The sequence below is a fragment of the Roseovarius sp. JB2-10 genome (assembly GCF_055693585.1).
Window position 1 is genome coordinate 1864164 of the sequence record NZ_CM146337.1, and the last position, 13125, is coordinate 1877288.

Annotated in this window: 14 protein-coding genes and 1 pseudogene; 10 read left to right on the forward strand and 5 right to left on the reverse strand. The window is 57.8% G+C overall.

The genetic code is table 11. The features are described 5' to 3' along the window. The first annotated feature begins 128 nt into the window (after nt 1-128). Together ACZ1HJ_RS09300 and ACZ1HJ_RS09305 are read left to right on the forward strand one after the other, a co-directional pair. On the forward strand, nt 129-1253 hold the full coding sequence (locus ACZ1HJ_RS09300; RefSeq protein WP_472722010.1) for an aminodeoxychorismate synthase component I: 1125 nt from the start codon (nt 129-131) through the stop codon (nt 1251-1253). Next, nucleotides 1208-1846, forward strand: a complete 639-nt coding sequence (locus tag ACZ1HJ_RS09305; RefSeq protein WP_472722011.1) for an aminotransferase class IV family protein — start codon at nt 1208-1210, stop codon at nt 1844-1846. The genes ACZ1HJ_RS09300 and ACZ1HJ_RS09305 overlap by 46 nt, the downstream gene beginning before the upstream one ends. A 4-nt stretch (nt 1847-1850) precedes the next feature. Here the strand turns inward: ACZ1HJ_RS09305 and ACZ1HJ_RS09310 are convergent, their stop codons facing one another. After that, the gene (locus ACZ1HJ_RS09310; RefSeq protein WP_472722012.1) at nt 1851-3080 is read right to left on the reverse strand and encodes a class I SAM-dependent methyltransferase; all 1230 of its coding nucleotides are present in this window, start codon (nt 3078-3080) and stop codon (nt 1851-1853) included. 256 nt (nt 3081-3336) lie between these two features. Here ACZ1HJ_RS09310 and aspS point away from each other — a divergent pair. From aspS to ACZ1HJ_RS09330, 4 genes and pseudogenes are all read left to right on the forward strand, one after another. Further along, nucleotides 3337-5111, forward strand: a pseudogene (aspS, locus tag ACZ1HJ_RS09315) (aspartate--tRNA ligase). 187 nt (nt 5112-5298) lie between these two features. Further along, complete coding sequence (locus ACZ1HJ_RS09320; protein WP_472722013.1) at nt 5299-6603, forward strand: DUF1800 domain-containing protein; 1305 nt, start codon at nt 5299-5301, stop codon at nt 6601-6603. Between the two features lie 13 nt (nt 6604-6616). Further along, complete coding sequence (locus ACZ1HJ_RS09325) at nt 6617-7849, forward strand: DUF1501 domain-containing protein (RefSeq protein ID WP_472722014.1); 1233 nt, start codon at nt 6617-6619, stop codon at nt 7847-7849. 62 nt (nt 7850-7911) lie between these two features. Next, nucleotides 7912-8628: a GNAT family N-acetyltransferase gene (locus ACZ1HJ_RS09330; protein ID WP_472722015.1), complete on the forward strand. Its 717-nt coding sequence runs from the start codon at nt 7912-7914 to the stop codon at nt 8626-8628. Nucleotides 8629-8631: 3 nt separating this feature from the next. Here the strand turns inward: ACZ1HJ_RS09330 and ACZ1HJ_RS09335 are convergent, their stop codons facing one another. Then, nucleotides 8632-9348: a response regulator gene (locus tag ACZ1HJ_RS09335; protein WP_472722016.1), complete on the reverse strand. Its 717-nt coding sequence runs from the start codon at nt 9346-9348 to the stop codon at nt 8632-8634. 151 nt (nt 9349-9499) lie between these two features. Here ACZ1HJ_RS09335 and mce point away from each other — a divergent pair, with 151 nt between their 5' ends. Together mce and ACZ1HJ_RS09345 are read left to right on the forward strand one after the other, a co-directional pair. Further along, complete coding sequence (gene mce, locus ACZ1HJ_RS09340) at nt 9500-9904, forward strand: methylmalonyl-CoA epimerase (protein ID WP_472722017.1); 405 nt, start codon at nt 9500-9502, stop codon at nt 9902-9904. Further along, a complete protein-coding gene (locus tag ACZ1HJ_RS09345; RefSeq protein ID WP_472722018.1) occupies nt 9904-10185 on the forward strand; it encodes a DUF1467 family protein in 282 nt (93 codons plus the stop codon). Before mce ends, ACZ1HJ_RS09345 begins: the two co-directional genes overlap by 1 nt. Here ACZ1HJ_RS09345 and ACZ1HJ_RS09350 read toward each other — a convergent pair. From ACZ1HJ_RS09350 to ACZ1HJ_RS09360, 3 genes are all read right to left on the reverse strand, one after another. Then, a complete protein-coding gene (locus tag ACZ1HJ_RS09350; protein ID WP_472722019.1) occupies nt 10154-10858 on the reverse strand; it encodes an EI24 domain-containing protein in 705 nt (234 codons plus the stop codon). The genes ACZ1HJ_RS09345 and ACZ1HJ_RS09350 overlap by 32 nt on opposite strands. Then, entirely contained in the window at nt 10855-11433 is a 579-nt protein-coding gene (locus tag ACZ1HJ_RS09355) for a nitroreductase family protein (RefSeq protein ID WP_472722020.1), read from the reverse strand. Before ACZ1HJ_RS09355 ends, ACZ1HJ_RS09350 begins: the two co-directional genes overlap by 4 nt. Before the next feature lie 185 nt (nt 11434-11618). After that, nucleotides 11619-11858 carry a hypothetical protein gene (locus ACZ1HJ_RS09360; RefSeq protein ID WP_472722021.1) on the reverse strand — a complete coding sequence of 80 codons (240 nt, stop codon included), beginning with the start codon at nt 11856-11858 and terminating at the stop codon, nt 11619-11621. A gap of 121 nt (nt 11859-11979) precedes the next feature. On the opposite strand from ACZ1HJ_RS09360, the gene ACZ1HJ_RS09365 reads away from it, so the two are divergent. Further along, entirely contained in the window at nt 11980-12702 is a 723-nt protein-coding gene (locus ACZ1HJ_RS09365) for a M48 family metallopeptidase (RefSeq protein ID WP_472722022.1), read from the forward strand. Then, nucleotides 12702-13061, forward strand: a complete 360-nt coding sequence (locus ACZ1HJ_RS09370) for a YigZ family protein (protein ID WP_472722023.1) — start codon at nt 12702-12704, stop codon at nt 13059-13061. The genes ACZ1HJ_RS09365 and ACZ1HJ_RS09370 overlap by 1 nt, the downstream gene beginning before the upstream one ends. Nucleotides 13062-13125: the final 64 nt, after the last annotated feature.

Here is a 13125-nt window from a genome sequence, read left to right on the forward strand (position 1 = left end):
ATCCGGCCCAGTGCAAGGGGGGCCGTGGGAGGCATCGCAAATCCGCAGGAAAAGGACGTTTTTTAGGGTGTCATTCGCCGGTGAGGGGGCTAGATACGATGCCAGACCCGCGGCAGAGGACCGTTTGCGTGCAGATTCGCTTTGATCATGGCCCCGACGGCACAGCCTGCAGTTTTGCGCGGGCACAGCGGTTGATCGTTGCTGAGACGCCCGAGCAAGTGCCAGCAGCACTGGCGGCATTGGACGAGGCACGTGCAGCTGGGATGTGGCTGGCGGGCTACGCCACCTATGAACTGGGTTATGTGCTCGAGCCTAAACTGGCCCCGTTGATGCCCGAAAACCGTCGCCTGCCTCTGCTGCAATTCGGCGTGTATGACTGGCCATCGATTGCAGATGAACTGGACCAGGACGCAGCCGCGTTGGGGGCGTTTGCACCGGAATGGGACAATGCGCGCTATGCGGCCGGGTTCCGGACCGTGCATGACTATATATGCGCCGGCGATATCTATCAGGCCAATCTGACCTTCCCGATTTCCCTCTCTGCAACCGGCACGCCCAAGGCGCTCTACAACGCGCTGACGCAGGTGCAACCGGTCAGGTTCGGAGCACTGGTCGAGGCGGAGGGACAGCCCGCCTTGCTTTCGCGATCTCCGGAATTGTTTTTCCGAACAGATGCCACAGGCGCGATTCAGACGCGCCCGATGAAGGGCACGCAGCCCCGCAGCGGGGACGCCGCCGAGGACGCACGCCGCCGTTTCTTCTTGCAGACAGACGAAAAGAACCGCGCCGAAAATCTGATGATTGTGGATTTGTTGCGCAATGATCTTTCGCGGATCAGTGAGCCGGGCAGCGTTCAGGTGCCTGAACTGTTTTCGGTGGAAACCTACGCGACCGTGCATCAAATGACCTCGCTCATCACGGGGCAAATGGTGGCGGGCACGGGGCTGTCGGATATTTTCCATGCGCTCTTTCCCTGCGGATCAATCACCGGCGCCCCCAAAGTACGGGCCATGGAGATATTGCGTGATCTGGAGCCTGATCCGCGCGAAATCTATTGCGGCACGATCGGTTGGGCAGCACCCGATGGACGTTCGGAATTCAATGTTTCAATCCGGACTTTGTTGCTGGAAAATGATCAGGCAACGCTGAATGTTGGCGGTGGGCTGGTCTATGACAGCACCGCGACCAGTGAATATGAGGAAGCGCTGTGGAAAGCCCGCTTTGCCCACCAGCTGATCTCGGATTTCGTCTGATCGAAACGTTTCGGTGGGAGCCGGGCAGGGGGATCATTCGCCGCGACAGACATGAGGCGCGGCTGGCACGTAGTGCCAAGAGGTTGGGTATTTCGCCCAGAGGCGTGAAGGCCGCTCTGGACGCCGTAAGTGGCACCGGACCGTTGCGTGTGCGATTGACCGTGGATGCCAAAGGCATGACAGAGATCAGCCATGCGGCTTACCAACCTCTGCCGGCGGGTGCAGTTTGGCGGGTGTGCGTTTCGGACATCCTGCTGGCGTCGGATGATCCGTGGCTGCGCGTGAAGACCACCCAAAGGCACATCTACGATACCGCCCGCGCGCAATTGCCCGATGGGGTAGACGAAATACTGTTTGCAAACGAAAAGGGCGCGCTTTGCGAGGGCACAATCACCAATCTATTTGCTGATCTAGGTCAGGGTTTGGTTACTCCACCGCTCTCCAGCGGGGTTCTGCCCGGCATTTTGCGTGAAGAATTGATCGAGACCGGTCGTGCGTCAGAAGCCATTCTGACACGCGCGGACTTCAGGCGGGCGGAAGTCGCATATGTGGGCAATTCCCTACGCGGGTTGATCCCGATCAAGTTGATGTAACGCGCTATTCCGCCGCGTGGCGCAGCTTGTCATCCCGCCGGTACAGGTAATCGCGCGTCAATGGCACCGCATCCTGTTGTTTGGTCAGCTGCATTTGAAAAACCACCTGCCGATTGAGCCGAAAGGTCAATTCGCTTGCCACAAGGTAGTACCGCCACATGCGGCAAAAATGGTCATCATAAAGCGCGCGGGCCTTTTCGATATTGGCCATAAATCGGTCATGCCAATGGCGCAGTGTTTCGGCATAGTGCAGCCGCCAGATTTCAACATCCGTTTGGATAAGACCCTGATTTTCAACGGCCTTCATGGCCTCCGACAAGGAGGGGCAATACCCGCCGGGAAAGATGTATTTGGTGATCCACGGGCTGGTCGCGCCGGGCGGCCGCGCGCGTCCGATGGTGTGGATGAGCGATACTCCGTCATCGGTCAGACGGTCCCGGACATTGGCGAAATATTCGTTGTAATGCGGCACGCCCACATGTTCGAACATGCCAACCGAGACAACGCGGTCAAACTGGCCCGTGACTTTGCGGTAATCCTTCAGCTCAAACCGGCAACGATCCGCAAGACCCGCTTTTTCGGCCCGTTCGTTGGCCAGAGCGTGCTGTTCTTTTGACAATGTGACACCGAGAACATCCGCGCCATAGTCGCGGGCCAGTGTCAGTCCCATGCCGCCCCATCCGCACCCGATATCGAGCACGCGCATGCCCGGCTCAATCAGGAGCTTTTCTGCAATATGGCGTTTCTTGGCGTCCTGTGCGGCGTCCAGCGTCATGTCCGGATCGCGGAAATAAGCGCAGGAATACTGCCGGTCTTCATCCAGAAAGAGGTCATAAAGCTCACCGGACAGATCATAGTGATGCGCCACATTGGCCTGTGCGCGGGCGGTCGGATTGAATTGCTGCAGATGGCGCAGCATGTGATGGCCCATTTCAAGTGGACGGCGGAACCAGGGTTGACCATTGGCGGCGATATTGGTGATCGACAGGGTCAAAAACCCGTATAGGTCATCATCTTCAATTGTCAGGCGCCGGTCCATATATGCTTCGCCCACGGCCATTTCCGGTGAAAAGGCGATTTTGCGCGGCAAGGTTTCATCGTGCAGTGTAATGGCGACGGTTGGGCCGTTTTGCCCAGAGCCATAACGCCGTGCAATGCCATCCGGATACGTAACCGTCAGCGACCCCTGCCGCATCATATGTGTCAGAAGCCGGTCCAGAATTGTGGTCCACATTGTCCACACCCCCGTATTTTTCTGCGCCCACCGATGGCGCATATTCCTGGCGATGCAAAATCAACCTCGCGTGACAAAACTTGAGGTCGAGGCGCCAAGTGGCCGTGATTTTCGCGCAAAACGGCAGACCTGTAAACGATTTTGCCAACTTGCGCGGGGGCTTGCCGATCTGCGCCCCCTTGACTTTGCCCCATAGGCAAGGTGTATCGGCCCGAACCAATGCCAGCGGCTCCCGGTGGGGCCAGATGAGGACGTCATGCACACCTTTCGCAGCCATACCTGTGCCGAGCTGAACAAAACCAATGTGGGCGACACAGTGCGCCTGTCCGGTTGGGTGCACCGCATCCGAGATCACGGTGGCGTGCTCTTTGTCGATTTGCGCGATCACTACGGGATGACGCAGGTTTTGTGTGATCCGGATAGCCCGGTTTTTGCAGACGTTGAAAAGCTGCGCAGCGAATGGTGCGTGCGCATCGATGGTGAGGTCAAGGCACGTGACGAGAGCCTGATCAACGCCAAGATACCTACCGGTGAAATCGAAGTGTTTATCCGCGACATGGAAGTGTTGGGTGGTGCCGGGGAATTGCCGCTGATCGTCTTTGGTGATCAGGAATATCCCGAGGAAACGCGCCTGCGCTATCGCTACCTCGATCTGCGCCGCGAGGCGATGCAGGAAAACATGAAGCTACGTTCCGATGTCGTGGCCTCGATCCGCCGCCGCATGTGGGACACGGGCTTTCGCGAATACCAGACGCCGATCATCACCGCCTCCAGCCCCGAAGGCGCGCGCGACTTTCTGGTGCCAAGCCGTCTGCATCCGGGCAAGTTCTACGCCCTGCCACAAGCCCCACAGCAATTCAAACAGCTGATTATGGTTTCGGGCTTTGACAAGTATTTCCAGATCGCACCGTGTTTCCGCGATGAGGACCCGCGCGCTGATCGGTCGCCCACGGATTTCTACCAGCTTGATCTGGAGATGAGCTTTGTTGAGCAGCAGGACGTGTTCGACACGATCCAGCCGGTGATCTCGGGCATTTTTGAAGAGTTTGGCAAAGGCCGCAAGGTCGACGCCGAATGGCCGCAGATTTCCTACGCCGACGCGGCGATGTGGTACGGCACCGACAAGCCCGACCTGCGCAACCCGATCAAGATGCAGGATGTCTCGGAGCATTTCCGCGGCTCTGGCTTTGCCATCTTTGCAAAACTTCTGGAGCAGGACGGCACGCAAATCCGGGCCATTCCGGCCCCCACCGGCGGCAGCCGCAAATTCTGTGACCGAATGAACGCTTTCGCCCAGAAAGAGGGTCTGCCGGGGATGGGCTATATTTTCTGGCGCGATCAGGGTGAAGGGATGGAGGCCGCGGGACCGCTGGCCAAGAACATCGGACCGGAACGCACCGAAGCCATTCGCCAGCAACTGGGGCTTGATGTGGGCGATGCGGCGTTCTTCCTTGGTGGTAAACCAACGGCATTTGAAGCCGTGGCAGGCAAGGCGCGCACAGTGATCGGTGAAGAACTGAACCTGACAGACAAAGACCGTTTTGCCTTTGCCTGGATCGTCGATTTCCCGATGTATGAGGCCGATGAGGAAAGCGGCCGCGTTGATTTTAGCCATAACCCGTTTTCTATGCCTCAGGGTGGGCTGGACGCGCTCAACGGTGATCCGCTCGCCGTTTTAGGTTATCAGTATGATCTGGCCTGCAATGGCTATGAATTGGTTTCCGGCGCGATCCGGAACCATAAGCTCGATATCATGATCAAGGCGTTTGAGCTGGCAGGGTATGGCGAAGACGAAGTGCGCAAGCGCTTCGGCGGGATGGTCAACGCCTTCCAATACGGCGCCCCCCTCACGGCGGCTGTGCTGCGGGCATCGACCGGATCGTGATGCTTCTGGCGGATGAGGCCAATATTCGCGAGGTCATCATGTTCCCGATGAACCAGCGCGCCGAGGATCTGATGATGGACGCACCAAGCGATCCGACCAGCGATCAGTTGATGGAACTGAGCTTGCGTGTGATCCCGCAGGACTAACCCACACGCCATTGTGACGGGATTTTCGCCGATTTTTTCGACGGAACCTGAACTTTGACCCGTACTATGCTAAGTTACGACTGGCAAAGTATGGTGCTTTATCATGGTGTTTGATCCCGAACGTGCAGAAATTAGGTTTGGCTGCGGCCTGTCCCCCCGAATTGCGCCTGCATCTTCGGTGGGTGATATGCTGACGCGCCTTAAGGGGCCGGATACGGCGGCCGAACGGTTCGACATTCCAACCATGAAAAGCCTACTGCCGCGCACGCGGAAGTTTGATAAGCTTCGAAAAATCTATTTTCGACCGGATTCTGAAGCCCAAAAAGAAAGTGTCAAAAAGAAATTCAAAGCCCAAAGCCGCGAGATGCGGCTGGATGGGCTGAGCTTCTTTGGTCGGATAGTTTTGCGCCGAGCGCTGGGAGAAGACCCGTTTCGCGAACGACTGACGGCCTTTTGGGCGGATCACTTTACGGCAGTGGGCCGCGACGTGATTACGGTCATGGCCCAGCCGATCTATGTAGATGAGGCCATCCGCCCGCATGTTTCCGGGCGGTTTGCGGATATGCTGAAGGCGGCGATCACGCATCCTGTCATGATGATTTACCTCGATCAGCACCGGTCGCAGGGACCCAACAGCCCCGCCGCTCTCAATCGCCGCCAAGGTAAACGGGGGTTGAACGAAAACCTGGCGCGGGAACTGTTGGAATTGCACACGCTGGGCGTGGATGGCCCTTACACGCAAACAGATGTTCGGCAACTGGCCGAATTATTGACGGGCCTGCGCGTTTCGCGCGCGCAAGAGTTTGAATTCAATCCGAAATTCGCCGAACCGGATGCAGAGACTGTTTTAGGTGTAACCTACGGTGGCGACACGCCCGCATTGGCGGATGTGCACGCGTTTCTGGACGATGTGGCGCGTCATCCCAGCACGGCTGCCCATTTGGCGCGCAAGCTGGCGGTGCATTTTGTCTCAGACCAGCCGGACAAGGGCATGATCGCTGATATGACAGCACGGTATTCGGAAACCGATGGCGATTTGCATGCGGTATACGAGGTTATGCTTGCGCACCCGGCAGCGTGGGATTTTTCGACGGGCAACGTAAAGCAACCGATGGATTTCGTTTGTTCGGCTTTGCGCGCCTTGGATATCTCTCCAAAGATCATTCCAAAATCGAAACCCACACGATTAGTCGGCCATTTGACGCTCCCCATGATCATGATGGGTCAAAACTGGGGTAATGCGCCAGCGCCGGACGGCTTTCCCGAAGAGGATGACAAGTGGATCACGCCGCAACGTCTGGCGGCGCGATTGCAATGGTCAATGAATATGCCCGTTCGGTTCAAGCGGTCCTTGCCTGATCCACGCGCGTTTGTGGACACGGCTCTGGGGCGCTTTGCGCCGGAGGCTGTTCGCTTTGCGGCCCGCGCCGCCGAAAACCGCAGCGAAGGGATCGGGTTGATCCTTGCGTCCCCCGCGTTCCAGCGCATGTGAAAGGAGACGAGCCATGACATCTCGACCACATACCCGCCGGAAATTCCTCGGCAACGGCCTTGCTTTGGGGTGCTCGCTGGCGGCAAGCCCAATTCTCACGCCCGTGACACTGGCCAGTGCACCTTTGGAACACAGACTGGTCGTGATCATCATGCGTGGCGGCATGGATGGTCTGGATGCGATCCAGCCTTACGGCGACCCGGCATTTGAAGGAATGCGCTCAACTAACTTAAACGCGCTGCATGATCTGGATGGTTTCTTTGGTTTGCATCCGGCGCTCGCAAAGCTGATGCCCCTCTGGCAGGCCGGGGACCTTGGATTTGTGCATGCCGTCTCGACGCCCTACCGCGACAAGCGCAGCCATTTTGACGGTCAGGACATTCTCGAATCAGGCATCGGCCTATCCTCACAGGGCCGCATCCGGGATGGATGGTTGAACCGGATGCTGCAACATGTGCCCGGAGTCGAAACCGAAACCGCCTATGCGATTGGCCGATCTGACATGCTGCTGACCCGTGGCAAGGCCGAAATCGCGAATTGGTCACCGGATGCCTCATTGACGCTCAGTCCACAAACAGAACGTTTGCTGGAACAGATCATGCATGATGATCCGTTGTTTCGGGACGCAGCGGTCGAGGCAATTGCCCTTTCAGTGGCTGATCTCTCCGGCGGTAACGCGGATGGTATGAGCGATCAGAACGGCGGCATGATGAGTGGCATGGAAAATTCCATGCGTGCCGTGAGAGGTGCGGGTAAACCTGATGTTATTGCCAAGTTTGCGGCCGAACGGTTGCGTGGCGACACACGCATCGCGGCTTTTTCTCTCAACGGTTTTGACACGCATGCAGGCCAGCGTACGGCTTTTCCCCGCGCGCTTGACCAGCTGCAAACGGCCATTCTGACCCTTCAGGAAAACCTTGGCCCAATCTGGGAAAAAACAGCCGTTGTCGCAATGACGGAATTTGGCCGGACTGTGCAACTGAACGGCAGTGGCGGTACTGATCACGGAACGGCAGGTGCGATGGTGCTGGCGGGTGGTGCAATCAGGGGCGGACGGGTGGTGACGGAATGGCCCGGACTGGAGGAAGCGGATCTTTACAACCGACGTGACCTGATGCCGACACGGGATTTACGGGCACATACCGGTTGGGTGCTGCACCAGCATTTTGGCTTTGATCGTCACCTCATCGATTCCGTCGTCTTCCCCGACCTGGATCTGGGAAGTAATCCTGGTCTGATCCTGTAGAAAAATTTTTGCCACTGGTAGGGTAACGGTCTAACGTCTGCCTGTTCTGTTTTGGAGGCAGCATGTCAGATGTGACACGGCCCGTTGGCCCAATTGTGCAAAATTGGTCGGTCCCGCCATCGCCCGCAGGGTTGGTGATTGAGGGCCAGTATGCGCGGATTGAGCCGCTGTCGGCAGATGCGCATGCCGCCCTTTTGTACAAGGCGTTTGATGGGCATGATTGGGTTTGGGATTACATGCCAGCCGGGACTTTCGCGTCGTCATCGCAATTCCATCGCTGGATGCGGGAAGCGGTTGTTGAAGACGGGCTCGTCTTCCACGCGATTTTTGACAAGGAACAGCAAGCGTATGGTGGGTTTGCATCGTATTTGCGGATCAAACCGGCGTCAGGATCGATCGAGGTGGGTTATATTGCCATGTCACCGCAATTGCAGCGGACACGTGCGGCAACGGACGCAATGTATCTGATGATGAAATGGGCGTTTGAGGCCGGATATCGCCGGTATGAATGGAAATGCGATGCGCTCAACAAGCCGTCGCGCCGCGCGGCTCAGCGGCTTGGTTTCAGTTTTGAGGGCATTTTTAGGCAGGCAACAGTGGTCAAAGGCCGCAACCGTGACACGGCGTGGTTCGCCGCAATCGATCGCGAATGGCCCGCCTTGCGGGAGGCATTTGAGCTTTGGTTGGCGCCCGGGAACTTTGATGGCGACGGCCGGCAGCGCGAAAGGCTCAGCGATTTGACAAGCCTTGTGCGCGCATCAGGTGATCCAACGCTCTAGGGTCTACATGGCAACCCGGTCGTTCAGGCGATCCTGAACCAGGCCCGCCAGATGCGAGATTTTAGCCTTCAGGTCAGATTTGTCCGTCAGACTTCCCGCGAGATCGTGAGTGGCTTTTTCAAGTTGTTTGTCTTCAGCACTGCGGGCAACGCCGCCCAGAAACTGCAACACATATTCCAGCACTGGCCCATCCTGATGATCGTCGAGCAGGTTGGCCACATGGCTCATATCATCGCGATATGCCAACGGATCCGGATCGACGACATCTTCGCTCAGTACACGTGGACCAGATGGCCGACGATCGGCTGGCAGTTTGTCCAAAATTGCCTGTTGAAACGCGCCAACGCTGCTCAGTGGTTTGGGCAAAAATCCATCGGCGCCTGATTCAATTGCCTGCTCTTGCAGGTTATCGTCACCGCTGGTGGCCATGATCACACCCACACGTGGGTTGGCGGCATTGAGATCTTCGATCAGCTCGGTGCCGGACCCGTCCGGTAGGCCTAAGTCAACAATTGCAATCGAGGGGCGATACACGCGCAGATGGCGTCGCGCTGAGCGCAGACTATCGGCGCGCCTGATCCGCGCACCACTGCGCAAACACATAAGCCGCAATGCTTCGCAGGTAAAACGGCTATCTTCCACCACAAGTACGGTCATGCCCAAAAGCGGGCGATTGCTTGTGGGCATCCGCAGCGGCGGCAGGTCGCTTAAATCATCCATGTTTCAGCTCCTCAGGCAGCTTTCTCCATTCAAGAATTACGCGGACATGCCTAACGCTTGGTTAATCGCGGGGTTGCGTCCCTCTGTCGCTTGTCAGCGGCGCCAGACGCGCCCATAACAACGCCAAATGTTCTGCAGAAGGAATTGACCCATGATTGGACGCCTGAACCATGTTGCCATTGCTGTGCCCGACCTCGAGGCGGCCGCAGCCCAGTATCGCGGCGCTTTGGGCGCCAATGTGGGCGCGCCACAGGACGAGCCGGATCACGGTGTCACGGTCATTTTCATCGAATTGCCCAATACCAAGATCGAACTTTTGTATCCGCTGGGTGATGATAGCCCGATCAATGGTTTCCTGGAGAAAAACCCATCGGGCGGTATTCATCACGTGTGTTACGAGGTTGACGACATCCTTGCCGCCCGGGACCATTTGCAAGAGACCGGTGCGCGTGTCCTCGGCAGCGGGGAGCCCAAAATCGGGGCGCATGGCAAGCCGGTTCTCTTCCTGCATCCAAAAGATTTCAACGGCTGCCTGGTTGAGCTGGAGCAAGTCTGATGGGTATCGCGTCGGGCCTTGTGCTCTATCTGGTCATTTGGTTCATGACTTTTTTGGTCGCCCTGCCCATTCGCATCCAGACCCAAGGCGAAGCCGGCACCACAGTGCCTGGCACCCATCATGGTTCGCCGCAACAACATCACCTTAAGAAAAAGGCGTGGATAACCACGATTATCGCAGGTGTTCTGTGGGCAGTGGCCGCTTATGTCATCATCACTGGCTCAATCACTGTGCGTGATATCGACATGTTCAACCGGATGGCGCCGTCTGCGACCGAGTAGCGTGGTAGATATGCGTGAACGTGGCTGCCCCCAGGATCGGGATCAGCAGGTTGATCAATGGAAGTGACAGCGGCACGGCCATCAAAATACCCGCGAGCCAGATCGTGCCCCGATGTGCCTTGCGCAGGGCGGCCGCCTTGGACCGGCCCAGACGACGCATGGCGGCGAGTTGGAAATACTCCATGCCCAGCAAATACCCGTTCAAGGCCCAGAAGATGAAAATCGAGGCGGGGGGCATGATTGCATACAAGGCAAAGGCCAGAATGTTGGCCACAATCAGAATGCCCAAGAAATTCAGCGTGTCCCTGATCGAATCCCAAAGCGGAACTTTGGGTGCGGCCGGCAGCCCGGGGTAATGGCGATCTTCAACGGCTTTGGCGACCTCGTCGAGAAACATGGACGTGATGGCCGACGCGACGGGAACCATCAGGAAAACGGATAAGACCAACATCAGGAGCAGACTGCTCCAGCCCAACAAATCGTCGATCCATGTCACGGTCCCAATCAAGGGCAACTCTGTTCCGTCGCCGAGGGCCCACTGCAAAACGCCAAGAAAACCAAGATAGACGGCGATCAAGAGCGCAATCGTCAAACCAACCCCAAGCATCAGAACCTTTCGGAACCGTGGGTCGCCAAGTTGTCCTAGTGCTTTGAAAAAGGACGTAAATATCATTCTTCGAGCCATGTGATGATGTGCGCGGGGTCCGGGCGGGGCCGTTCCGGCGGGGCATTGGTTTCGGTGCCGATATGGATAAATCCGGCAACACGCTCATGCGGAGCAAGACCAAGCGTCTGGGCCACGAAATCGGGGTCGTGGCTCGCCCAACCGCTTAGCCAGTTTGCCCCCCAGCCACTGGCCAGCGCCGCGTTCAGCAAGGCCAGGCAAACGGCTCCGGCCGAGTAGGATTGTTCGATCGCGGGCACTTTAAGCGATGGTTTCTGGACCTCGATCACGGCGACAGCCAGCCCCGCATTGGCGAATTGACCTTGCGCCTTGATCACCTCTTCGTCACTGCGCCCCAGACGGTTGCCAACCGCGGGGACCGCTTCGGCCAGCCGGAGGAGAGCGGCGCGCTCCAGCACGATCAACCGCCACGGCTCCAGTTTTCCGTGGTCCGGGCTGCGCAAGGCTGCGGTCAGGATGGGGGCCAGTTGCGACCGGGTGGGCACAGGGCCGGTCAGTGTCTTCGCGGGGCGGGACCGGCGCATCTGCAAAAATTCAAGCGCAGCAGGGTTGGGATCAGGCATTACGACCTCTGACTGAAATTCATGCTCTACATGTCGGGAGTTGCCGCCGTGGGGTCAAGAGGGCTGCGTAGCCTCAGTGCGCGTAACCGACGTGATTTCACGCTTCAGAACCCAATTACTCCGTCATTTCAACAGGCGATCCAGCATTGGGCCGGCAAGCGCCTTCCTGGCAGCGCGGCACGACTCTAGGGGGTGTCCCGGTTCAGGCTATAGACGCCCTCCGGCAGGTTCAGCGCCGCGCCCAAATCGCGCAATTGCGCCATCGACAGGGTGACCTTCTGGCTCCGGTCGTGACGGGGGTCATATTGCTCAATCGTCACGCATTCCTCGAATGCGTTCACGATAACATCCTCTTGCAGCGGGGCCTTGCCGTCATCAACAAGCGTCACCACCGTTGCGTCAAATTCGTGCTCGATAGAAAACATGCGGCCACCCTGACCTGACCGGCATGTCTTTGCAAGCTGCGATAGGGCAGAGAGCAAACGGGGTGGCGCAGGTGCCGCTCCGCGACTAATATAGGCGGGCAGTTATCAGTGAGGATCAGATATGCGTTGGATTGTTCTAGCCTGTAGCGTGGCCTTGGCCGGTTGTGTTGCGACCACTCAAGCGCCGCCGCCCAACAAACCCGCGCCAACGCAAACCGCGCAGAAAAAACCCGCCAAAAAGCGTGTGATCCCGACCAAAGCGGAAATGCAGACCTTTGCGCGTGTTGTTCGAAAGATGGAGCCGGTGGCCGAACGGGAATGTCGCCGCCGGGCGCCGAACATGAACTGTGACTTCAAAATCGTGGTGGATGATCGTCCGGGCCAGCCTGCCAACGCCTTCCAGACACTCGACAGAACGGGCCGCCCGATTCTTGCTTTCAACCTCGCCTTTATTGCTGCGGCTCGAAATCAGGATGAATTGGCATTTGTGATGGGGCATGAGGCCGCGCACCATATTTCCGGTCATATCGCACGGCAACGCCAGAATGCCGCCGCCGGTGCGATTCTGTTGGGTGGTATCGCCGCAATCACCGGTGCGGGGTCGGGAACGATCAGTACGGCACAGGATATCGGTGCGTCTGTGGGTGCGAGAACATATTCCAAAGACTTTGAGCTGGAAGCGGATGCATTGGGCACGGTCATCACCAAACGGGGCGGGTATAACCCGGTACGCGGTGCACAGTTCTTCACCCAGATCCCCGATCCCGGTGATCGGTTCCTGGGCACCCACCCGCCCAATGCCAAACGCCTTGAAACGGTGATCCGTGTGAACAACAGTCTTTGATGCGCCAGCTCACTGGTGTGATCAGCGATCGCGGGTCGAAATACGCTGTGTCGGGCGGTCCCGCTGCTGATCGGGCCGATGTAGATGAGTTCCTTAAAGAGCTGAAAAAAGACAAAAAATTCGCGCGCGCTACACATAACACGTGGGCCGTCCTGCAATCGGACGGCACACCGCTCAAAGGTGATGACGGCGAAGCAGGGGCTGGGATGGTGATCCTGCGCATGCTCGAACGTGACGAATTACACGATCATATCATCGTTGTGACCCGCTGGTATGGCGGTAAACATCTGGGGGGCGACAGGTTTCGCCACGTACAAGACTGCGTGCACGCCTATCTGGAAGACAGATCTCACCCGTAAGGGTTTGACCGAGATCAAAGTGACTACGGGCATTTCGCCTTATTCCTGAGATGACGCGGCCCGA